Source organism: Burkholderia singularis (assembly GCF_001718875.1).
Taxonomy (GTDB): Bacteria; Pseudomonadota; Gammaproteobacteria; order Burkholderiales; family Burkholderiaceae; genus Burkholderia; species Burkholderia singularis.
This window is the reverse complement of the sequence record NZ_CP013449.1, coordinates 985,968-1,009,060: the sequence shown is the minus strand read 5'-3', so window position 1 is coordinate 1,009,060 and position 23,093 is coordinate 985,968. Positions and strand designations below refer to the sequence as shown.

General features: G+C 63.7%; 19 protein-coding genes. 7 read left to right on the top strand and 12 right to left on the bottom strand.

What is annotated here, in order from left to right:
• Window positions 1-85 precede the first annotated feature (85 nt).
• The 3 genes from AQ611_RS25115 (at window position 86) to AQ611_RS20125 (ending at window position 3,032) form a co-directional block, all read left to right on the top strand.
• Window positions 86-604 carry a hypothetical protein gene (locus AQ611_RS25115; RefSeq protein ID WP_197517155.1) on the top strand — a complete coding sequence of 173 codons (519 nt, stop codon included), beginning with the start codon at window positions 86-88 and terminating at the stop codon, window positions 602-604.
• A 69-nt stretch (window positions 605-673) separates the two neighbouring features.
• Complete coding sequence (locus AQ611_RS20130) at window positions 674-1,996, top strand: carbon-nitrogen hydrolase family protein (RefSeq protein ID WP_069235818.1); 1,323 nt, start codon at window positions 674-676, stop codon at window positions 1,994-1,996.
• A gap of 43 nt (window positions 1,997-2,039) precedes the next feature.
• On the top strand, window positions 2,040-3,032 hold the full coding sequence (locus AQ611_RS20125) for a hypothetical protein (RefSeq protein ID WP_069235817.1): 993 nt from the start codon (window positions 2,040-2,042) through the stop codon (window positions 3,030-3,032).
• Window positions 3,033-3,275: 243 nt separating this feature from the next.
• On the opposite strand, the gene aroE is transcribed toward AQ611_RS20125, so the two are convergent.
• From aroE to AQ611_RS20100, 5 genes are read right to left on the bottom strand one after another with little or no spacing between them, the layout of a single operon-like run.
• Complete coding sequence (aroE, locus tag AQ611_RS20120; protein WP_069235816.1) at window positions 3,276-4,109, bottom strand: shikimate dehydrogenase; 834 nt, start codon at window positions 4,107-4,109, stop codon at window positions 3,276-3,278.
• On the bottom strand, window positions 4,106-5,332 hold the full coding sequence (locus AQ611_RS20115; protein ID WP_069235815.1) for a CaiB/BaiF CoA transferase family protein: 1,227 nt from the start codon (window positions 5,330-5,332) through the stop codon (window positions 4,106-4,108). The genes aroE and AQ611_RS20115 overlap by 4 nt, the downstream gene beginning before the upstream one ends.
• A complete protein-coding gene (locus AQ611_RS20110) occupies window positions 5,329-5,787 on the bottom strand; it encodes a MaoC family dehydratase (protein ID WP_069235814.1) in 459 nt (152 codons plus the stop codon). Before AQ611_RS20110 ends, AQ611_RS20115 begins: the two co-directional genes overlap by 4 nt.
• Before the next feature lie 2 nt (window positions 5,788-5,789).
• A complete protein-coding gene (locus AQ611_RS20105) occupies window positions 5,790-6,182 on the bottom strand; it encodes a VOC family protein (RefSeq protein WP_059514234.1) in 393 nt (130 codons plus the stop codon).
• Complete coding sequence (locus AQ611_RS20100; RefSeq protein WP_069235813.1) at window positions 6,179-7,129, bottom strand: ketopantoate reductase family protein; 951 nt, start codon at window positions 7,127-7,129, stop codon at window positions 6,179-6,181. The genes AQ611_RS20105 and AQ611_RS20100 overlap by 4 nt, the downstream gene beginning before the upstream one ends.
• Window positions 7,130-7,227: 98 nt before the next feature.
• Between AQ611_RS20100 and AQ611_RS20095 the strand changes: the two genes are divergently transcribed.
• Window positions 7,228-8,130 (top strand): LysR family transcriptional regulator, encoded by a 903-nt coding sequence (locus AQ611_RS20095; RefSeq protein WP_069235812.1) that lies wholly within the window; start codon window positions 7,228-7,230, stop codon window positions 8,128-8,130.
• Window positions 8,131-8,293: 163 nt separating this feature from the next.
• Here the strand turns inward: AQ611_RS20095 and AQ611_RS20090 are convergent, their stop codons facing one another.
• Entirely contained in the window at window positions 8,294-8,728 is a 435-nt protein-coding gene (locus tag AQ611_RS20090; protein ID WP_069235811.1) for an Hsp20/alpha crystallin family protein, read from the bottom strand.
• Between the two features lie 154 nt (window positions 8,729-8,882).
• Between AQ611_RS20090 and AQ611_RS26460 the strand changes: the two genes are divergently transcribed.
• On the top strand, window positions 8,883-9,098 hold the full coding sequence (locus AQ611_RS26460) for a hypothetical protein (RefSeq protein WP_231936075.1): 216 nt from the start codon (window positions 8,883-8,885) through the stop codon (window positions 9,096-9,098).
• Between the two features lie 12 nt (window positions 9,099-9,110).
• Here the strand turns inward: AQ611_RS26460 and AQ611_RS20085 are convergent, their stop codons facing one another.
• Complete coding sequence (locus AQ611_RS20085) at window positions 9,111-10,037, bottom strand: LysR family transcriptional regulator (RefSeq protein ID WP_082711756.1); 927 nt, start codon at window positions 10,035-10,037, stop codon at window positions 9,111-9,113.
• A 298-nt stretch (window positions 10,038-10,335) separates the two neighbouring features.
• On the opposite strand from AQ611_RS20085, the gene AQ611_RS25790 reads away from it, so the two are divergent.
• Complete coding sequence (locus tag AQ611_RS25790; protein ID WP_156789234.1) at window positions 10,336-10,506, top strand: hypothetical protein; 171 nt, start codon at window positions 10,336-10,338, stop codon at window positions 10,504-10,506.
• Window positions 10,507-10,708: 202 nt separating this feature from the next.
• Here the strand turns inward: AQ611_RS25790 and AQ611_RS20080 are convergent, their stop codons facing one another.
• Window positions 10,709-11,362, bottom strand: a complete 654-nt coding sequence (locus tag AQ611_RS20080) for a response regulator (protein ID WP_069235809.1) — start codon at window positions 11,360-11,362, stop codon at window positions 10,709-10,711.
• Window positions 11,363-11,519: 157 nt separating this feature from the next.
• On the opposite strand from AQ611_RS20080, the gene AQ611_RS20075 reads away from it, so the two are divergent.
• Window positions 11,520-14,435 carry a hybrid sensor histidine kinase/response regulator gene (locus AQ611_RS20075; RefSeq protein ID WP_180978103.1) on the top strand — a complete coding sequence of 972 codons (2,916 nt, stop codon included), beginning with the start codon at window positions 11,520-11,522 and terminating at the stop codon, window positions 14,433-14,435.
• Window positions 14,436-14,464: 29 nt separating this feature from the next.
• Here AQ611_RS20075 and AQ611_RS20070 read toward each other — a convergent pair whose 3' ends face one another.
• The 4 genes from AQ611_RS20070 to AQ611_RS20055 all read right to left on the bottom strand — a co-directional run bounded on the left by AQ611_RS20070 (window position 14,465) and on the right by AQ611_RS20055 (window position 23,078).
• Window positions 14,465-15,460 carry an acyltransferase domain-containing protein gene (locus AQ611_RS20070; protein ID WP_083237474.1) on the bottom strand — a complete coding sequence of 332 codons (996 nt, stop codon included), beginning with the start codon at window positions 15,458-15,460 and terminating at the stop codon, window positions 14,465-14,467.
• A 93-nt stretch (window positions 15,461-15,553) separates the two neighbouring features.
• A complete protein-coding gene (gene panP / locus AQ611_RS20065; protein WP_083237473.1) occupies window positions 15,554-17,251 on the bottom strand; it encodes a pyridoxal-dependent aspartate 1-decarboxylase PanP in 1,698 nt (565 codons plus the stop codon).
• Window positions 17,248-18,084: an ACP S-malonyltransferase gene (gene fabD, locus AQ611_RS20060; RefSeq protein WP_069235806.1), complete on the bottom strand. Its 837-nt coding sequence runs from the start codon at window positions 18,082-18,084 to the stop codon at window positions 17,248-17,250. Before fabD ends, panP begins: the two co-directional genes overlap by 4 nt.
• A 35-nt stretch (window positions 18,085-18,119) precedes the next feature.
• A complete protein-coding gene (locus tag AQ611_RS20055) occupies window positions 18,120-23,078 on the bottom strand; it encodes an SDR family NAD(P)-dependent oxidoreductase (RefSeq protein WP_069235805.1) in 4,959 nt (1,652 codons plus the stop codon).
• Window positions 23,079-23,093: the final 15 nt, after the last annotated feature.

The following is a 23,093-nucleotide window of genomic DNA, read 5'->3' as shown; positions in this document are numbered from 1 at the left end:
GCCACTCGTCACCCCGCTGAGATTGCTATCGCAGATAACGGGCGAACCTTCGCTCGAAGAAATACGTTCCTAACGGAGGCTCGGCATGAAAACTCGTAAGATCGCCCAACTTCTCTCGATCGGGCTATGTGCGTTACCGATGTTCGCCTATGCGGGTGCAGGGGCCAGTGTCAACGCATGCATTTATATGCCTACCGCGCCGTCGAAGCCTTTTACCGCAAAGGTGACGGCAGGCGGCTCAGGCACGCATTGCATGAACGACACGGGTCACGACACCACCATACAGATCAGTCAAGCTGGTTTGAACTGCAGCTCGGTCGGATATGTCGAGGCCAAAGCCAGTTCGACCAAAGGCGACACCTGCGCGACTGATTCTTCGACTTGGCCTTTGGGATATTCCACGAACGGTCTTCCCTACACCGGTGCGACGCAATCGTCGTGGTCGGGGGCCGGCACGCGAAATAGTATCAAACTGAGTGGCTCCAGCCCCGGCACGGTCGTGTGTAATTCCCCATCACTTTGCGCTTCGCAAAGCGCAAATTGGGATCACGGCACTCAGGGGCCGCTATATATCATCTTCCAGCCTCTTTCCGGGCCTCAATAAGCCATTCACGAAGACGAGCGCCGGCGCGACGAACGCCGGCCCAATTCCATTCCGCGCAGGAACTGCTCCATGGCTGATCAAAGGTATGACGATCTCAATGCCGATGTTGATTCGTCTCTGCTGGGTCAATCATTCTTGCGTCGTGTCGTTTTTGCCCTTTTGACGGAATCGAAGCTGCTCGTGGGTTGGGTATGCACGAACTGGGCGACGCCCGCGTGCTGCCTGGGAGCCGCGTCGATCGCCATGTTGGCTTGGTCGTCCGAGCAACGATTGGCACCCATGGCGCTACTGCTCTTCCTGCCGATGTTGATCTACCGTGCCGAAAACCGCCTCGGTGCGTTTTTCGTCGCCGCCTCCTACTACGGCATGGCGACCCGCGCGGTGCCCGGCATCATCGCTGGCTTTTTCCCCGGATGGCCGCTCGGCGCCAATTGGGCCGTATGGGCAGCGCATTCGGTCCTCCTCGCTCTCCCGTGGGCATTGACGTATCAGTCTCGTGGCAAGACTCCTCTTCGCCGCGTCTTGGGCGTTTTAGCCGCATTGATCCTGCTAAGCGTACCTCCGTTGGGGTTGTTTCACTGGGGATCGCCACTGATGGTCGCCGGACTTTTCTTCCCCGCGTGGAGGGGATGGGGGCTGCTCGCCACGCTGGCGTTGCTCGCGCTCGTGGCGACTTGCACCCGCCGAAGCATCGCCCGCCAAGTCGGCATCGCCGTTCTCGCGCTGTCGGCCTACCTCGCCAATCTGACGTTCCCCGTACCTTCCACGCCTAGCGGCTGGCTCGCCCTCTCCCTTCGTTTGGGAAAGAGTCCGGAGCTGTGGTCCGACGACATGCTCGTGCGCCGCAAATTCTTGGCGGAGACGGCTCGGTTCGCTCTCGAAGAAGGGAACATAGTCGTCGTGTTGCCGGAATCGATTTCCGGATCGAGCCGGCGCTCGCAAACAGACATCTGGCGTGACGTCGCCGTGTACGCCAGGTCGCTGGGCGCCACGGTTCTCGTCGGCGAAGAAGTATGGAACCAGGAAAACACGAGCTTCAGGAATGCCCTCGTCGGCTACGGCGATGGCGGCAACGGTAGCGTGATCGTGTCTTCGCAAGTGCCGATGCCGATCGGCGATTGGAAGTTCGGTTATGACGGCGGAGCGCAGACGAACCTCCTGGGGCGTGACGTCGTGCGCTTGCACGGCCAGCGTGTCGCCTTCTCGATGTGCTACGAAGATTTCATTCTCTGGCCCCATCGCGGTCTGCTGAGCGGCAACGCCGACCTGCTCGTCTCGGCGGCCAACCAATGGCCTTCCAGCGGAACCTCTGCCGAAATCGCTCAGGACGTATCGCGTCACGCCTTGGCGCGCCTGGCCGGCGTACCCTTGCTGACCGCGAAGAACCATTGACCCTGGACAGTTCCCGAGCGCCTCGACCTGAGCGGGTATCGCCATGAACCATTCCGCGCCGCTTCCCTCCTTGCGCAACGTGTCATTGCGCAGGGCGTTCTTGATGCCTTGGGCCTGGTTTTTCCCCGTCGCGCCGATCGTGCTCTTCTGCTCGCTCGGTTTGTTGTACGCGCCGCCCAGCTACCAGACGCCGGAGCAAATCCCGTACTGGAGCCTCGTGTTCGGCATGCCTCACATCGTGTCGAGCTTTCAGACCACCTGCGACCGAGAGTATTGGTCGGCCTATGGGTTTCGCGCCCTGTGCGTGCTCGGTCTGATGCTGATGCCGCTCGCGCTGTACATGCTCGGCGCATCGCCAAAAATCATGTTGGCGGTCAATTTCATCTGGACCATTTATCATGTCATCGCTCAGCAATACGGCATCGCGTTCGGCGCGGCCAGAGTGCGTGTCTCGCTGCTCTCGTCGCTCTGCAAGTACAGCACGATCGCGCTGGGCGTCATCGCCTATATGCAAGTCTCGCTTTTTCACGACATGGATGGCGACCCGCTTTACCGGACCTTGACCATGGTCACCGCCGCCATCACGCCGCCGCTTCTGATCGTAATGATCATCACGGGCGGGACGTTGCTCTGGCGGATTCGCACCAACGCTATCGGCGCTTCGCTACTCGGGCTCAACCTGTTGTTGTTCCTGCTCGCACTCGTCCTGATCTTTAAGACGCCCTACGCCCTCATCGGCTTGATGATCGTGCGCATTCTGCACGACGTCACCGGTTTCATAGCCTATATCCGGCACGACACGATCCGCAATCGCGGCACGCGGCCCAACGTGCTTTATCGGCTGTTCCCCTTCCTGCCCGTCTGGCTGCTCAATCCCCTGCTTGCTGTCATCATCGCGGCGGTGTTGACGCGGGGAGCCCAGGACATGCTCGTGCTCTGGTGGCTGATGATTGGCCTCAATATCGCGCACTATCACATGGAAAGCTTCATTTGGAAGCAAGGGACGCCGCATCGGCGACACTTCATCGGCGCATGACGTTCACCGCCATGTATTACGTCTGAAGGGATCGGTTCATCCTAATCACAAAAAACCGCGAAGCCTTTCAGCTACGCGGGTTTTTGAATGTCTCCGGACATCCCGGGACGGATATCTGGTGGCTCTCCGGAAGTCGAAAAATTTCACAAAACGACCACCAGATATCGCTATTAAGCATTATCTAATTCGACTTGTCCTTCAAAGTTGCCCCCAAGAGCAACCACGACAGCCAGAAACCAATGCTCAGTCTAACGGCACGGCCAGCCGATCGATCACCGAACTGGTCTCGGGGCGCACGCCGCGCCACCATGCGAACGCTTCGGCCGCCTGCTCGACCAGCATGCCTACACCATCCGCGATCCCGTGCACCCCCGCCTGCTTCGCGAGCCGCAGAAATGGCGTCAGACGCTTGCCGTATGCAAGTTCGTAGGCCGTGCCGGCTGGGCTGAACACGCTTGGCGGAACAGGTGGAAGATCACCGGTCAGACTGGCCGACGTCGCATTGACGACCAGGTCGAAACGCCCCATCCGCGCGAGGTCCGCATAGCTGCCGACAACGAGCGAACCGCGGCCGGCGACTTGCGCGGCCAGTGCGCGTGCCTTGTCGACGTCGCGATTCGCGATGAACATTTCGGCCGGCCCGGCTTCAAGGAACGGCAACAACGCGCCGCGCGCCGCCCCGCCAGCACCGAGCAGCAATACGCGTTTGCCGGCCATCGGAAGATTGAGGTTGACTTCGATATCACGAACCAGTCCGATCCCGTCGAAGTTATCGGCCAAGATGCGGCCGCCGTCAAACTTGAGCGCATTGGCTGCGCCCGCCAGCGTCGCACGCGCGCTTCGCTCGTCGGACATCGCGAACGCGTCGAGCTTAAATGGCGCGGTGACGTTGATGCCCTTGCCGCCGCCGTCGAAAAATGCACGGACCACCGCGGCAAAGGCGCCTATCGGCTCGAGCGGCCCGTCGATGGCCGTATAACTGATGTCCTGCCGCGTCTCTTGCGCGAAGAGGCCGTGAATCAGCGGGGATTTCGTGTGTCCGATCGGATTGCCGATCACCGCATACTGGTCAGTCATCGTTGATTCGCCTTTGAATAGAGAACACCATCTGCCTGCATCGCGTCGATTTCGTCCGCATCGAAACCCAAGGAACGAGCGACTTCCGCGTTGTGTTGGCCGAGATCGGGAGCGACGTCGCGAATCGTCGTATCGCAATCGGAAAACCGGAATGGAAGGTTCGGCAGGCGCAGTGTCCCGTAGCGCGGATGCTGTTGCTCGACGATCATGCCCCTGGCCCGGATCTGCGGATCGGCCAGCACCTCGTCGATGCGTTGCACCTTCGCGCAAGGAACGTCGATGCCGTCCAGCAGTTCCAGCACCGACGCGACGGAACGCGCGGCCACCCATGGCTCGACCGTCGACAGAATCTCCGCACGGTGCGCGTTGCGCCCGGCACTGTCGTGAAACCGCGTGTCGGCACCAAAGCCCGCCGGGCCGTCGTGCGTCGCGATCAGCTCGGCAAAGCGCCTCCACGCATCGTCGACTTGCGCGGCGATCACGAGATCGCCGTCAGCGGCGCGGAATACGCCATAGAGCGTCGAGGTCGGCATGTCGTGCCCGGTCTGCTCGGGCAGCACGCCCTGCAGCGTGTAGCACTGCACCGCGTATTCGTGCATCGATACCAGCGTGTCGTACAGCGCCATGTCGACATGCTGTCCGCGGCCGCTCTTCACGCGCCCCAGCAGTGCGGCATTGATGGCCGCGACCGCATGAATGCCGGTGTACATGTCGCCGAGCGAGATGCGCAGCAGTGGCGGCCGCTCGCCCGGCGTGCCCACCATCTGCATGATTCCGCTCTTGGCCTCCGCGATCAACCCAAAGCCTGCGCGATGCGCATCCGGACCGGTGTGCCCATATGCCGAAATCGAACAGTAGACGAGCCCCGGATTGCGCGCCGACAGTTCGGCATAGCCGAGCCCGAGCTTGTCCAGCGCGCCCGGCCGATAGTTCTCGATGAAGACGTCGGCGGAGCCGCACAGCCGTTGCATGAACGCCTTGCCGCGCCCGTCTTTCATGTTGACGCTCACGCCGCGCTTGCCCATGTTGAGCTGGAGGAAATAGCCGCTTTGCTGCTCGTCGAGCACGGTCGCGTGCTGACGTCCGGCATCGCCTGATCCGGGGCGCTCGACCTTGATGACTTCGGCGCCGAGCGCGGCAAGACAGCGCCCGACATACGGACCGGCAAGAAAATGGCTGTAGTCGACGACGCGAATGCCTTCGAGGGGACGAGCCTGTGTCACAGTGCCTCCGGACGGCGCGGCACCATCAGGCGATGCTCGCCACGTTGAACGATCTGGCCGTGCTGATTGATCAGCTCCGACGGCAGCACCACGATGCCCCAGTCCGGGCGACTCTTGCTGGCCCGCATTGAGCCGACGCGGAACTTCACGTGCAGCACGTCGCCGACCTTGATCGGCAGCAGAAAATCCCAAGTCCAGCCGAGCGACATGCCCGGCAGAAAGCGATAGTCGCTCTGCGTCTTCAGGCCATCGGCGACGGACAGGCCGAACAGCCCGTGCGCGACGAGGCAGCCGAAATGACTGGCGTTCGCGTAGTCCTCGTCCACGTGGACGGGCGTATGGTCGCCGGTGAGGTCGGCATACGCGAGGATGCGCTCTTTGGTCACGGTGTAACTCGGACTCGTGCAGATATCGCCCTCGCGGGCGTCGTCCCAGTATTTTTCGACGATCGTCATGGTCACGCCTCCGCGCGCGGATTGATTGCCAGCGCCTGCGCGACGCAAGAAGCCGGTCTAGCCTGAATCAGTTCGACGGCGAGCCCGTCGGGTAGACGAAGCCAGTTCCGTCCCTGCGGCATCTGCGTCGCGCCGAATCGCCGTGCCGCGGCCAGCGCGGCCTCCAGGTCTTCGCACATCACGCCGAGATGGGCAAGCCGGCCTTCCGGGCCATCATGTTCCGGCGCATGGATAAACTGCAGGCCGCCGAGCGTCCAGTACTGTCGCGGTGCGTCGGGCGTGCCGTCCATTTCGCGCAGGGCCATGCCGAGAACGTCCTCGAAGAAGCGGATATGCCAGCGGATGTCCTTCACCCGAATCGCGACGTGTTCGAGATAGGCTTTCGGCACGTTCATGCGGCGGCTTCCTTCCGTTGGCGATCGGCCATCGCGCGTTCCAGCCCCTTGATGCAGGCGACGAGCGTTGCATTCACCGGGGTCGGCACGCCGTAGCGCCGCCCCCACCTGACGACCGAACCGTTGATGAAATCGATCTCGGTGATCGAGCCCTTCTCCAGGCTTTGCAGCATGGAGGTCTTGAAGGTCGCGGGCAGCCCCTCGGCGGCAAGCGTCCATGCCTGCTCGGGATCGGTCATCGACAGCTTCACGCCGGCCGCCTGCGCTGCGGCGATCGCCTCGGCCACGGCCGCGAGCGATGTCGCCTTCAGCAGCGGTTCGTCGTAAAGCTGCCCGTAGGTGAGGCCGGTGAGGCCTGTAATCGCACCCGTCGCGACATTCACCAGCAGCTTGTCCCACATCGTGCCGACGATGTTGTCGCTGATCGTCGTGGCTAGGCCGGCGGTATTGAACGCGTCGGAGATTGCCCGTACACGCGGCGTGATGCGGCCGTCGAGTTCGCCGATGTACGTGCATTTGCCAATCACGCCGGATTCGATATGACCCGCGCCGCGCAGCACGCCGCCGACGTAGGTTTTGCCCGCAAGCACGCGCTCGCGGCCGACGGCGTCGATCAGGATGTCCTCGTGTCCGAGGCCGTTTTGCAGCGACAGCACGGTGGTATCCGGCCCCACCAGCGATTGGGCGCCGCGGATGGCCGCATCGGTGTGGAACGACTTGACCAGCACCACCACCAGGTCGGCCACGCCGACATCGCCAGCCCGAGTCGTCGCGTGGACGGGTACGTGGCGGGTGCCGCTGGCGTCGTCGACGCGCAGGCCGTCACGACGCATCGCATCGACGTGCGCGGGCGAGCGGTCGATCAACCAAGTCTCGTGACCGCCTTGGGTAAGGGGCGCGCCGATTGCACAGCCCAGTGCGCCAGCCCCCAGAATCGCGATTTTCAATGGCTTCTCCTTGACGTATGGCCTCACGATAGGAGTCACCGCTCATGCCGGCAATGCAATGGATACAATGACGTCATTGCAATGAACAATAAAGCACAATGCCCGCCGACCTTCCCGACCTGAAGCTGCTTCAGCTTTTCGATCTCCTGTACGACGTGCGCAGCGTCACGCGCGTCGCTGAACAACTGGGCCAGAGCCAGCCGACGGTCAGCATCTGGCTCGGGCACCTGCGGGAATACCTGCACGATCCGCTCTTCATCCGAACCCCCGGCGGCATGGCGCCGACACCTCAAGCCGACGCATTGATTGGGCCATGCCGGGAAATTCTCGAGTCTCTGCGGCGCTTCACCGCGTGGGAGATCGCGTTCGATCCCGCGACAGCCCAGAGACGGTTTCGCATCTGCATGACCGACGCAAGCCACATCACGCTGCTTCCCAGGCTACTGGCCCATGTCCGTGTACAGGCACCCGGCGTCCGGCTGGAAGCCGCGCGAATCGACGGCAATACGGAACGCGCGCTCGAATCCGGCGAAGCCGATCTCGCGATCGGCTATGTGCCGTGGCTGGGCGGCGGCATTTATCAGCAGAAGCTGTACGACCAGGACTGGGTATGTCTGGTCAATCGGCATCACCCGAGAATTCGCGGTCGCCTCCGGGCAAAGCAGTATCGTTCCGAAGGACATATCGCCATTACGGCGGGCACGGGCGCGCAACTTCTCGAGCAGGCGCTGCGGCAGGCGCGTATCGAGCGCGACGTGGTGCTGGAGTTGCCGGGTTTTCTGGGATTGGGGGCGATCGTCCAGACGACCGACCTGATCACGACGCTACCCCGCCATATCGGCGAAACACTGGCTCAGGCCAGCGATCTGGCGGTGCATGCGTGCCCGATCCCGGTGGATGGGTTTGCGGTACGGCAGCATTGGCATGCACGCTATCACCATGAGGCCGGCAACCGATGGTTGCGCGGCATCGTGATTCGATTGTTCGGTGCTTCGCGTTAACTGGTGGCTTGGGCATTCGCGGCGAGCGGAGCCTGACATGATCTCCATCGAGAGAACGTAAGCCGTCAATTCATCGATATCTTGAAGGAAGCCAAGGCCGGCCCGAAGCCGGCGAAGCTATGCCGCAAGTACGGTATCTTGGAAGCGACCTACTATGTACCGGTCAATTGATCGCGAGCTTTTTCTGCGCGGCCGGCGCCTTCTTCGGCAGCGTCAGCGACAGCACGCCGTCCTGATACGTGGCCGTCGCGTTCGCGTCGTCGATTTCGCCGGACAATGAGAACGACCGGCCGATCGCACCGCTGTAGCGCTCGCGCCGAATCACGCGCTCCCCGTCCTTCTGTTCGTTGCTCCGCTCGATCTTTGCGTTGATCGATACGGTATTCCCCGTCACCTGAACGTCAATATCGTCCTTCGAGACGCCGGGCAGCTCCGCGTTGACCGTATACGCCTTGTCGCTTTCGGTAACGTCGATCTTCATCGATGCAAGATCGGGTTCGTCTGCAAACGTCATCCCGCGCAGCGGCCTGAACAGCCCCTGAAACAGGTCGGCAACGGGTTCGATCGAAAACGGATCGTAACGGGTCAGATTGCTCATGGTTTGCACTCCTCTGACAGCTGACAAGCAGCCGACGCTTTCGCCCCAACGGCATCGGCCACGATGGAGATCGGATGACGCGGCGCTGCATGCCGCGCAAGGGACGAATGATCTTTCAAGATCCAGCGTACTCGCACGCCCCGACATGCACTTGATGCGCGTCAAAGGCGACCGGCGTTCACCTGCAAAACCGGAAATAGCCGCACCGCCAGCCCACTTCGTCGAGCTTGCAGCGCGCCGCGCGCTCGATCGCCGAACGTCGGCGCGTAAAGGCGTCCATGAGATCTTGTTCTTGTTCGCGGGGGAATGCCGCGTGAAGATCTACATCTTCAAAGCTGACGAAAGGAATTTACGCGTCTCTTATTTATAAGCGAGCTACCTATCAGACCGACTCCCGGCTAATACACCCGATAGCCCACTCACGGGAACGAAGTCTCGAGGCGTTTTCGTTCGTCGTCACCAGCGCGGCTCTCACTGCATTCACTGCCATCGTGTGCCGCGTAAACGCTTTCCTCAGAAAAACGACATCGCGCGCATATTCCGCGGCGTCTGGCACCGGAGTCACATGCACTTCTCCGGCAGTCAATCCAGCCCACGACGGCACCAATGAAATACCGCGCCCCTGCTTCACGAGCATCGTGATCGCTTCGAGCGAATCGATTTCGCAGTGGACCCGTGGCGTGATCGCATTGTCCATGAGGTATCGCGATGCGATCTGCCCATCCCAGGAATGAGAGTCGTACTGAATAAGCGGCCGTTCCCGCAACGATGCCAGCACTTTTTCGTGGGCAACCCGCCGATTCGCCACCAGCGCAAGCGGTTCCGATCTCAGCACATCGCAACGCAAGACCTTCGGCAAAGCGAACGGCGGATGAACGAGAATCGCGGCGTCCAATTCGTCTTTCACAACCATCTCGTATAGCACATGCGAACAACCGGGAACGATTCTTAGCTGCAGCAACGGCGCGGCCGCGGATAACCGTCCGACGAGATTCGGCACCGTGCAGGTCAACGCCGTCGGAATCATGCCGATGCGGAAATGCCCAGCCAATTCGCCATCCCCAATCGGCCGCTGCAATTCATCCGTCATCCTGATGATCTCGCGCATGGCGGGCAACAAATTGAGGCATCGTTCGTTCGGCGTGACGGATCGCGCGGAACGTATCAGCAATTGAGACGCAAGGTTTTGTTCGAGCGTTTGAATTCGCTGTCCGATGGCCGCGGCCGTGAGATTCTCTTTACGTGCGGCTGCCGCAATAGACCCCGTTTCAACGACAGCAACCAGACTCCGAAGAAACCGCGTATCCAATCTAGGTCCTTTATATTGATTTGAAATACATGCTCTTCGTCATGATGCCGTTGACCGGGAACGGGTAAGCGGACTGCGGCCGATTTTTCCCACGGCTGCTTTATATGAGTCTGCGCCACGTCAATGTGGTGCGCATATTACGTTGCCACGTTCATCCCGCCATAGCATATCGGTCCAAACGATTCCCGCATCAATTCACCTTTTGCTCGCCTGCGCACATCCATTACTCTGCTCAACGCATGGTAGATCAATGCGCGTCTGAACAGCGCAGCGTAACTTCAGAGCACCGCTATTCGGAATGGCCGTTTCGATTTTTCGAGAAAGGATTTCCATCGATTTCGAGTGTGAACGCTGCGAGCAAGCCCAGCGGTTTGTCGCCGGTTCGATCGCCGAGGAACGCGCTGATCTCAAGTTGGCTGGCGATATCGGACAAACGCAAGGACAGGTGCGGCTCATGCCACCTTGCTGACCATACCGTCACTTGCCATTCAACTCATCCATTTCTTTGATGAGTAACGCTGCACCGAAAATGTGGGCCACTATCGATAACACCGTGAACCACTGGCAAATCGAGAAAATTTAAGAGCATCACGATATGCACGAATATACGTGCATTTGTGTCAGAACAGCATGAGAATTTTCTCATTTTTGCGCATGACGGCATTCCGCTTTCAATCCGAATCATCGATATCGTCGTATTGGTTCATATACTTGAACAACGCACCGTCAGTCGATACCCCGAGCTTATCCATTCCCGATCGTTTGTGGCGGCTGACCGTTTTGATACTGCGCTTCAAGCGATCCGCCACTTCTGAAGCCGACAGGCCGGCCGCGAACAGTTTTAAGACTTGCGTCTCACGCGGTGACAATGGAACCGTCTGCATGGCAACCGGACGCTCACAGGTCATCACGCCGCGAATGACCGACGACAAATAGCGTCTGCCGGCCGCTGCCGCCTGGACTGCAACAGGCAATTCGCTCGGCAAGTCCGCCTTACTGACGAGCGCGGAAACGCCCGACTGCCAGATCGTGCGATGCACGGCGGCGTTATTGACCATCGTCAGCACAACGACGGGAAGTGCCGGAAACGCTTGACGAACGTAGCTCAGCAGACGGATGCCTCCGCCATGCAATTTGCCCGTCATCAAATAATCGGTAATAAGCAGATCGCATGGCGACGCCTTCAGGACATCGATCAGCTTGTCGGTATTTTCCGCTTGGCCACTCACGCGGCCGAGCCCACTTTTGTTCATCAATGCCTCGACGCCCAAGGTAAACAACGGATGGTCGTCAGCCACGATAATGTTTAGCGGGTTCCTCTGCATACTGCTGCCTCGTGCTTGCTTGAATTATCTATCCCTCTTTTCAATCATCCTAAGTTTGTACGAGGGAAGAGATCGCGGGTAGGATACCTGCTCGTGTCAATGGCTGAAAGGATTTTCGATGATTTACCCCGCTTGTTGGCGTATGCGGATTTACGCAATGACAAGCTCGCTATTGCTATTGCTTCATCAGGCAGCGCTCGCGGCCACCAGCATGCCCGACACGTCTGATCCAGTCACTCAGCCAGACCTCGCGCCTCCCGCCCTTTCCTTCCCCTCTCTGTTTCACTATCACATCAGCGATGCATGGGGCAGCGATTTTTCGTCACGGATAGTCTGGATCGTGACGGCTTCAATGGCCTGTGCATTGCTCGCCCTGTACGTAATATTGCGCCCGCGTCGCTATCGCCGCTGCGCTTGCTGCCGCGCATCGCCACTGCGAGACTTTGACGCACTCGAGCACATCCCGCTGCCTGTCATAGTCGTCAACCATGAGCGCCGCATCGTCATGGCAAACGCACCATTCGCGCAACTCGCCGGAAAAGCGCGTAACGTGCTGCTGCGCCGCCGGATCGACGATATCGGCGGTATCGATGGCGAACTCGGGAGCGCGATTGCCGCGCGGCTCCACACGCGAGGCGGCAAGCATGCCGTCGAATGCGGCGAGATACGTTATATCGGGCACACATGCCGCCCCTGCTCTGTGCTTTATCGTTTTTCGCCGCTTCCCGCGTCAAATCCTGCACAAGCGGATGTCATCGCAACGTTTATCGACATCACGCCGATCCGCAATGATGAACTGGCCGCACGTTACAACGCACAACATTTGGACGGCATCACGGCGAACCTGCCGGGGATTGTCTACAAGCTGCGGCGTCACGCGAGCGGCATGCTGAGTTTTCGCTATATCAACGGCGATACGTTGCCGCTTTTCGGACTCTCGCCACGTGAAATGATGGCCGACGAGCGGCGCGTGTTCGCGACCGTGCATCCCGACGATCGCGCGACGCTGCAGCACGCGCTCGACGATGCGGCAAAGCGTCACAGCGGCTACAGCTGCGAATTTCGCGTGCGCTCGCCGAGTGGCGAGCGCTGGATACAAAGCCGTGGCGCCTATAATCCCGCGTCACCCGAGGGCACGCTCGATTGGGACGGCTATTGGATCGATTCGACGGACAGCCATCAGCAAGCCGACGCGCTGCGCGCCGCGCGCATCGAGGCCGAGCGCCTTTCCGCGGCGCAGGGGCGCTTTCTGGCGACGATGAGCCACGAGCTTCGCACGCCGATGAGCGGCATCTTCAGCATGCTCGAACTATTGGGTTCGACCAACATGACGCCATCGCAGCACAGCATGGTCGACACCCTGCGCGGCGCTTCGCAGGCGATGCTGCATATCCTCGATCAGGTGCTGGATTATTCCCGTATCGACGCCGATCAACTGATTCTCGAAAAAAAACCATTCGATCTACGCGAACTCGTCGAGCACAGCTGTCAAGTGGTTGCGGCCGATGTCGCCGCCAAGGCGCTACAGCTTCGGCTCGAGATCGATCCGCGCGTGGCGGCGTGGCTGATCGGAGATGCATTGCGCATCCGGCAGATTCTGTCGAATCTGCTGCACAATGCCATCAAATTCACCGAACATGGAACGATCGACGTGCGCGTCGTCGTCATCGACGATTCGCTCGACAGGCAAATCGTCAGCGTCGAGGTTGCCGATACGGGCATCGGCATTGACCGCGACGATCTCGACAACGTGCTCGAGCCGTTCGTGCAGGCCGACGCGTCGACATCGCGTCGATTCGGCGGCTCCGGCCTCGGCCTGCCGATCTGCCGGCAGCTCGCGTGCCGGATGGGCGGCGGATTGCATCTCGCGAGCCAGCCTGGAGCCGGCACGACTGTCCGCGCACGGATCACGTTGCCCGTGTCGGAGCGCGCCCGGGCGCAGGTGCCGGGGTGCGCGAAGCGTCGAGCGCGAGTCACGTTGCGCGATGGCGCGCTCGCGCAACACGTGCGCGCCGAGTTGACGGCAATGGGAATGACCGTCGCCTTCGACGACGATACGGGCAGCGTCGATCTTCACGTCACCGACGAACCCGCAGCGCGTGCGGAAGCCGCGCGAAGCCCCGGCGGCACAGCGATCGTCGCGGTCACCGAGCGCCTTCTGATCGGCGGCGTATGCGTCGACGCGGATCTGCCCACGATAGGCTCGCGGCCGTTCTATCCCAGCTCGATCCGGACCGTCTGCACGAACTTGTTCGACACACGGACCGCCGCGGCCGATCTGCGCACGAGCGTTGCCGCGCGCACGTCGCCGCCCCGCTGTGCGCCGATCCTCGTCGCAGACGATCAGGCGCTCTACCGGATCGTTTGGCAGCGGCAACTCGAAGAGCTTGGCTACCCGTATCGAGTCGTGCCGTCCGGCAACGAAGCGCTCGAAACATTATGCAATGCAGAACACTCGATGCTCATCACCGATCTATGGATGCCGGACATGAATGGCTTCACGCTTGCGCGCCGCTGGCGCGCGCGCGAAGCAGCCGACCGGGCGGCAGGTCCCGTGCGGCGCTTGCCGATCATCGGCATCAGCGCGAACATCATCCATGGAGATCGCAACGTTCGATGCGGATTGAGCGCCGGCCTGGACCTGGTTCTTGTCAAGCCGCTGCCGCTCGCGCAGCTTCAGGCCATTCTGATTCGCTACTTGCATGCCCGGCCGGCGCAAGAACCGGCGGACTCGGAATCGCGCGCCGCGCTCGACATGCTGCTGGCGGTGTACGGCACCGATCGAACCGTGCGGGCGATGTTCGATGCCGCGCTCGATGCGTATCGGTCGCAGCGCGTCACGCTCGCGAAGACCGACTGCGCGTCGGTCGCATTCGCGGCCTGTCTGCACGACATCGTCGCGACGGCTCACGTGTTTCGGGATCAGCGGCTAAGCGATGCGTGCGCCGAGATGAATCGGGCACGCTCGACGAACGGCGAGACCGCCTTCGCACGCGATACGCTGCGCGCCGCGCTCGACGCGTTCGCGAGGCGCGTCGACACGATGCGCACGATGTTCGATGCGCGCCACTAGCGGGAACGGCCTCTAACCGGCGACGCCGCTCATGCGGCGGTGGGTGGCATGTATTTGCCCACGAGCCAATGCGCCGGATCGAGCGACTCATGACGCGAGAACGGCGTCGCCACCGCGACGCTCGACGAGCGGCTGTACGGGCCGAGCAGATGCTTGCAGTATGTCGCCAGCGTACCGGACAGACTGACGTCGACATACCAGTAATCGCCTTGCTGTTCGAGTCGCTCGATCGCGCGCTTGAACTGGATCGGCCGCCGCAGCACGGCGTCCAGGTGCGCCGCGTCCGGACGGTCGACGAAATCGGCTTTTTCGCACGACAACAGCGCAACGATCGGCCGGCTCGCGCCGATGTCCGCAAACTGCCTACGCAGGCTCTCACGCGCCGGGTCGATCGCCGCGGAATGGAATCCGTATTCGACCGGCAATCGAGCCGTTGGAACGCCGCGCGCACTCAGATGGGTTTCGATCACGTCCATGCCCGCCGCCGTGCCCGCGACCACGAAATGCTGGTCGAACGAAATCGACGCGAGTTCGGCGTTCCCGCTTAACACCGCGTCGCGATCGAACAGGCTGGGCGACGCCAGCACCGCGAGCATGCCGCCCGGCCTGCAGGTGCGCGCCATCGTCCGCGCGCTGTCCGCGAGCATCGCAATGCACGTGCGCGGGCTCAGCGAGCCGGCGACGCAGGCGGCGACCAGCTCGCCCAGGCTCGCGCCCAGCACGCAATCCGGATAGACACCATGCGCAAGCAGCGACTGAGTCAACGCATATTCGAAGCAGAACACCGCTTGATTCGAATAGCGCGTATCGTCGAACGGCATCGCCGGATTCTTGCCCGGATCGAATACGTAGTCGATCAGCGACGCGCCGATCTCCGCCTCGACGATCCGGTTCAGCCATTCGAGACTGCCGCGGAACGCGTCGTCGCGCTCGAACAGCGTTTTCCCCATTCGGAAATATTGGCTGCCCTGCCCTGGGTACATGAACACGATTCTTCGACCGTCGAACATCTTGTTTGCTGTCATATGCCTCCATCGTTGCCTATCGTCGACTTGCCATCGTCATCGCCGCGTCGCCTATGCCGCACGGACGGCCGACGCGCCGGACTGCGCGCCGCGCTATGCTCGGCCGGCGTTGCGCGCATCACCGGCACCGGCATCGACGAGCGCGAGCAGGCGGCGCAGATGCGGGCTCGCTTGCGCGAGTGCGCGCTGTTCGACGAGCACGTCGTCCAGCAATGCCCGGGTCGTCTTCGGATTCGCGAGCACCACGCGAAACACGTCGATCTGCCGCTGCGGCCACCGTTGCGACGCGAGCCTCGTGCGCGACACGAACGAGCGCCCGGCGTCGCGCTGCGCATGCTGGATGTCGACGGTCAGCGCATCGAGCGCGTCGTGAATCGGCTGCCGCCGCGACGCCGGCCCGTCGACGAGCGCACGGCGAACGGCTGCCGGCACGTAGCGATAGGTGAGAATGTTGAGCTGCGGCGCGCTGACAAGCTCGAAATCCGCTTGCTGTTCGATCAACGACGCGAAGTATTGCGCATTGTCGATGCCGAGATCGATCAGGCGCGCGTATCCGCTTCGCCCAAGCAGATGCAGGTTCGCATACAGCATCACCGACGCCGCGCCGCGCGACCCTTCGAGCGTGTGCCGCCCAAGATCTTTCGAGCCCTTGCGCACGATGTAATTGGCGTGCTGACTGATCTCGGCCGTCCAGGTCGGCGCCCGGAACAACGCCATGCCCGCGCCCATCGGCACATAGAGTTGCTTGTGCGCGTCGATGACGACCGAGTCGGCCCGCTCGATGCCCGCGAACCGATGACGATGCCGGCCGGAGATCAGGGTCGCGCCGCCCCACGCCGCATCGACGTGGAAATGACAATCCGCGTCGCGCGCGACGTCGGCCAGCGCATCGAGCGGATCGATCGCGCCCGTCTCCGTCGTGCCCGCGATGCCGACGATCGCCATCGGACGGACGTTGCGCCGCCGCAGGTCTCGAACGGCGTCGCCCAGCGCGTCGACACGCATCCGGTGCTCGGCGTCCACCGGCACCGCGATCAGATGATCCTGGCCGATGCCGAGCACGTCCGCCGCCTTGCGCAAAGAGTAATGCCCGCGCTCCGATACGAGAATGGCAAGACCTTCGTAGCCGTAATGACGCAGCGCCTGCGCAATGCCGACGCGCTTGACGCCCGCGAAACCTTCGCGAGCGCGCAGCAGATTGTTGCGGCTCGCCCACAGCGCCGCGAGATTCGCGACCGTTCCGCCGGAGCAGAACACGCCGAGCGCGTGATCGCCGCTGTGCAGCCAGCGGCGGTAAAACGCGTCGTCGCCGCTGAACACGAGTTTGTGCAGCATGCCGATCACCTGACGTTCGAGCGCGGTCATCGCGGCGGACGTCTCCGTTTTCACGACGTTCTGGTTCAGCGCGGCCAGCACCTTCGCGAGCGACGGCACGAACGACGGCAGCGCCGACGTCATATGCCCGACGAACGACGGCGACGCGACGGGCATGACGCGCGAGAATACGTCGTCGATCAAGTGTGCCGCGTGCGCGCCGGCTTCCACCGGCTTATCCGGCAGTTCGACCGTCGAGAAGATCACTTCTGGGTCGACGTGCGGGCGCTGCCCGCCGAACCGGCCGCTGGCGAAGAACGCGGCAGGATGCTCGGCGATCGCCTGCTCGAGCCACGCGAAATCGCCATGATCCGGGCCGAACCATTCGAGCACGGCGTCGGACTCGTGCGTGCCGTCCGGTTCGTCGGGCGCGCCGCGGTTCGCATCGGCGTCGGGAGAAAACCGCGCGGCCTTCATGCGATTTTCCCGTTCAGTTTCGTCAGCACGTCGCCGGGGCCGACCTCGATGAAACGCGTGACGCCGAGCGCGCGCATCCGCAGTACCGAATCGCGCCACATCACCGAGCCGCACAATTGCGCGGACAGCCTCTCGATCAGATCGTCGTCGCGATACAGCGCGCCGTCGAGATTCGACACGACCGGCACGCGCAGCGGGCGAAATTCGATACCGCTCAGGAACGCGCGAAACGCATCCTTGAGCGGCGCCATATGACGCGAATGAAACGCGGCACTCACCCTGAGCGGCACATAGCGAACGTCGCGTTCGTCGAACGCCGCGAACGCGGCAGCCAATTCCGTTCGCGCGCCGGCAATCACGATCTGCGAATCGGCGTTGTAGTTCGCGATGTCGATACCGTCGACGCCCGCGTCTTGCAGGCAGCCCTTCAACGCGTCGAGCGGACAATCCAACACGGCGGCCATGCCGCCCGCCGGCGCGTCGCTCATCAGCTCCGCGCGCTTTTTGACGATCTCTAGCCCGACGTCGAAGCGGAACGCGCCCGCCGCGAGCAATGCGCTGTATTCGCCGAGACTGTGTCCGGCGACGCACGCCGGCGGCGACGGATCGTCCTGCAGCGCCTTCAGGTAGCTCAGTGTGTTCACCGTGAAGAGCGCGGGCTGGGTATATCTCGTGTCGTTCAATTGGCGCTGTGCATCGTCCAGGCATAGCGATTTGATCGAATAGCCCAATATGTCGTCCGCTGTCCGCGTGTAATAGTCGAACTCGTCGAACAGCTCGCCGCCCATGCCCTTGCTCTGCGAGCCCTGGCCGGGAAAAATGTACGCTTTCATGTCAATCGTCCTCTTCGTAACGTGTCGCGACGCGCTCATGCGTGCGCGGTTTCATGCACGCCTTCGGCGGGCGCGGCGCCCGGCTCGAGCGCACGCTGCGCACCGGTCCCTGCGGCGCTCGAATAGATGCGCCGACACGCGTCGATCACCTGATCGAGCGACGGCTGCGCCGACAGCATCAGCATGTGGCAACGCGCATCGACGTCGATCACGCTGAGCGTGGGCAGCGCGCGCCGCCAGCCGCGCAGATAGTCGGCCTCGCCGAGCCGGCTCGATTCGCCGCGCACGAACAGATAGGGCTTTAGCGGCCCGAAATAATCACCGCCGCGATTGCGCAGGTAGTACGCCGCGAGCGCGTCCGGCCGCGGCAGCGGCAGCACGTCGAAGCCGGCGGGATCGTACGCCGCCTGCACGGCGGCGTTGTGCCGGATACGCTGCGCAAGCTGCGCAGCGGATGCGTCGACGCCGCGCGCGACGGCCGCGTCGACGACCGTATCGAGAAAGGCGTCGTCGTCGATGTCGGCAGCGATGTCGTCCTGATGAATCATCGCGTGGAGCGCCTGCTCGACGTCGTCGCGCCGGATCGCGCCGATCGCCATGTTCGCCGCTTGCAAATACAGCGTCTTCGTCGATACGGACGACTCTTTCATCGCATCGCCGTCGAGGCTGTCGATCATCACGAGCGAATCGACGGCTTCGCCGAGTTCCTGAAGCTGGCGCGCGACTTCGTATGCAAGCGCGCCGCCGAGCGAGTAACCGCCGAGCGAATACGGTCCGTCGGGCTGCTGCGCGACGATCAGGTGACAGTAGTACGCCGCCATCGCCTGAAGGCCGTGCAGCGGCGCGCGTTCGCTCATGTAGCCGCGCGCCTGGATGCCGAAGAACGGCCGTTCGACGTGTTGCGCGAGCGTCTGGTACACCTCGACGCCGCCGATGCCCGCATGAATCCAGAAGACCGGCCGGCCGGCCATCCCTGAGTTGAGCGCGACAAGTTCCGGATAGCGCCGGCCTCCGCCCTCGCGTGCGCGCCGCGCGGCCGACGCGGGCCGGCTCGCGTATGCGCGGGCGATCTCGCGCATCGACGTGCAGCGGCGCAGATCGTCGAACGCGATTTCGCCGAACCGTTCGGCCAGCGCCTGATGCAGCAGCGTGAACGATATCGAGCGCAGCCCGTAGTCGCTCAATGCGCGGTCGGCGTCCCAGTCATGCGTCGGCAGCCCGGTGATCTCGGCCAGCAGCGTGCGCAGTGCGTCGACCGTGCATGCCGAGCCGGGCGCGGCAGCGTCGGAAATCCACGGGCGCACCGCCGCCGTCGTCGTGATGGCGGGTGTCTCGGGCGGCTCGACCCAGCATCGCACGCGATCGAACGGATAGAGCGGCAGGCCGACGGGCGGCTCCGACACGGTTCCATCGAGATCGCGCCAGTCGACGTCGCCGCCGCCCGCCCAGTGCGCGGCGAGTGCCGTCAACCGGTCGAGCCGGTCGGCCGGCTGCGGCGCGGCTGCCGGCCATTGCCCGGGCGCGGTGTCGCCGTGGCCCTCGAAGCGCGCCCCGGGCACGCAGGCGGGCGCGCCCGCGCAGTACGCGTCCAGCTCGGCAAGCAACGCACGCTTGTCGGGCACGACGAACGCGACGCGATGCGTCAGCGCATCGCGCTCCTGTCGCAGCGCGCGCGCATAGCGCGCAAACGTCAAATCGCGCGGCTCGCGCAGCCAGTCGCGATGCAGGCGAGCCAGCGCGGCCAACGCGCGCGCGCTCTGCGCGGACAGCACGACAAGCTGCGCTGCGCCATCGGCGTCGGCGTCGGCATCGGCTGGCTTTGTCGCGACGGCGCACGCCTCGACGATCACATGCGCATACGTGCCGCCCGCGCCGAACGAATCGATCGCCGCGCGCCGCGGCAACGGCGGCGCGCGGCCGGCGTCGGCATCTGCGCCGGCGTCGGCATCGGCTACCGGTTCGGGCCAGTCACACAACGTGTGGACGAGCGAGAACGGCGCCCCGCGCCAGTCGATCTCGGGATTCGGCGTGCCGATGGGCGGCGTCGGCAGCCATTTCCGATGCCGGAGTTGCAGCAGCACCTTCGTCAATTGCGACATGCCCGACGCCGCCTCGGCATGCCCGATGTTCGATTTCACGGTGCCGATCGCGCGCGGCACGCCCGGCTGCGCAAAGACCTTGCCCAGCGCGCGCATCTCGATCGCGTCGCCAAGCGCCGAGCCGGTCGCGGCCGCTTCGACGTAGCCGATGCTCGTCGCGCAGACACCGGCCTTGTCGAGATTCTCCTCGATGAGCGCGACTTGGGATTTCAAATTCGGCGTCGCGTAAGGGCTCATCCCGCCGCTGTGAACCACGTGGGTCGAGCGCAGCACGGCGAGCACGTCGTCGCCGTCGCGCAGCGCGTCGCGCAACGGCCGCAGCAGCACTGCGCCGACGCCCTCGGCGGGCAAATAGCCGTCGCCGCCGCCGAAGCTGCGCCGCTCGGGCGCGCTGGCGAGCATGCCCGACACGCCGAGCCCGACGTATTTCTTCGGATGCAGCGACAGATTCACGCCGCCGACGATCGCACCCCGGCACTCGCCGCGCAACAAGCTTTCGCGCGCATAGTGAAGCGCGACGAGCGCCGACGAGCACATCGTGTCGAGCGCGACGCTTGGCCCGCGCAGATCGAACACGTGCGACACGCGATTCGCGATCGATCCATACGACGCGATCGACGTCAGCGATTCGCTGACGGGGTTGCTGTCGAACGCCGCATATTGCTGGTACATCGCGCCGACGAACACGCCGATGCGCCAATCGTAGCGCTCGGCGACACGGCGGCGCGTCAGGCCGCCGCTGTCGAACAGGTGCTGGACGATTTGGAGGAACAGCCGTTCGTTCGGATCGATGACGCCCGCCTCGCGAGGCGTCATGCCGAAGTAGCCCGGGTCGAACGACGCGACGTCGCTCAAAAAGCCGCCCCACTTGCAACGGCTCTTGCCCGTTTCGGGGGTGGCCGCGTAGTAGTCGTCCGCGTTCCACCGATCGGCCGGAACCTCGGTGATGCCGTCGTAGCCTCGGGCGAGCTGCGTCCAGAACGCGTCGACCGAGTCCGCGCCCGGATAGCGGCCCGCGACGGCGACGATCGCGATCAGATCGTCGTCGCCGGCCGCGCGTCGTGATGGAGCAGACGGCACTTGAGACGGCTCGTGCGACCGCGCATCGAAGGCAAGCTTCGGCGGCGTGACTGCTGGCGTTGCCTGCACGGTCGGCACCGGCATTGACGCTGGCACCGGCGCCGGAATCGGAATCGGAATCGGCACCGGCGCGGCGCCTGCGTGCGCCGGCTCGCGATCCCCCGAAGCGCGACGCGTGCCGCTGTCGCTGCCCCGCTGGCTGCCGCTGCGCGCGTCCGAATCTGCGGCGGGCCAGCGTGCGGCGACGCGATCGCCGTGCTGTTCGATGAAATAATCCGCCAGTTCGTCGAGCGTCTGATATTCGAAGAAAATGGTTTTCGGCAACGAACCGAAATCCGTCTCCAGTTCGGCGATCACCTTCATCATCATCACCGAATCGATGCCGTAGCGGCCGAGCGGTGTGTCGGCACGGACCCGGTGCTCGGCCAGGCCGAGCTGAGCGGCGACGAGCCGGGTCAGATGCGTGCGGATTGCCGCCTGCGGCGCATCGCCGGGCCGCGCCGCAAGCGGCAACGACGGCGGGCGGACCGCTGGCGGCGCAGACGCGGCGGCGGGCACGGCGCGCGCGTCGGCCGCCTGATCCGCATTAACCGCGCGCTCCGCGGCGGCAGGCGCGCGCGCGGCCGCGCGCAGCCGGGCTGCGTCGCCCGCGACGACCATCAGTTGCTCGGCGTCGAGCGCGAGCGCGCGGTAGAACGCCTGCAAGCCGTCCGGCGTCGACAGCGGACGCATCCCGCCGTCGCGCCACATACGCTCGATCCGCGCATCGTCCATCCGCATGCCGCCGTCACGCCAGTACGGCCAGTTGACCGACACTGTGCGGCCGTGCGCGAGGCCGTCGCGCACGGCTTGCGCCCGCAGCCGCGCGTAGCCGTCCATGAAGCCGTTGCCGGCCGCGTAGTCGGTTTGGCCGGCGTTGCCGAGCACGCTCGACACCGACGAAAACAGCGCGAAAAACGACAGCGGCACGCGGCGGGTTGCGTCGTCGAGGTTCACCGCGCCGCGCGCCTTCGGCGCGAGCACGGTGCGAAACTCGTCGGCCGGCTTGCGCATCAGCAGATTGTCGCGAATCACGCCCGCGCAATGCATGACGCCGTCCAGCCGGCCGCACGCGGCGAGCGTCCAGCCGATCAGCCGCTCGACCTGCGCGCGCTCGGCGACGTCGGCGCGCACGTAGCTGACCGGCAGGCCCTCGCGCGCCCAGCGCTCGATCAGCTCGCGGCCATCCTCGTCGAGGCTCGAACGCCCGGCGACGACGACCCGGTTGCCCAGCCCCGCCGCGCCGATCGCATCGACGAGCACCCGCCCGAGCCCGCCAAGGCCGCCCGCGATCAGATACGCGTGCCCGGCGCGCCAAGGCGGGGGTGCATCCGTCGCCGGCTGCTCTTGCCAGCCGAGTGCATAACGGGCGTCGCCGCGATACAGCAACGTGACGTGCGAATCGCGCGCCGTCGCGTTCGCAGCGAGTTTCGAGGCGAGCGACGCAAGCGTCTCGAGCGGATTGACCGTGATGGCCTGCCCGCGAAATGCCGGATACTCGGCCCGGATCGACAGCAACTGCGCGGCCGCGCCCGCGCGCAACGCGTGCTGCCGCTCGTCGAGCACGACCTGCACGACGGGCGGCGCGCCATCTTCCGACAGCGCGCGGCGCACGCCGTCGTGCAATGCGAGTGCGAGGCGCTCGAGCATGTCCGGCGCGTCGTGGCTGCCGCCGCTGAAGTCATGGCACGACGCGCCGGGAAATTGCGCGCTCAGCGCGTCGAACGGCTGCCCAGCCAGATGGCAGAAGTACAGATGATGCGTTTTCGGCTGCATGCTTGATTCCTCTGC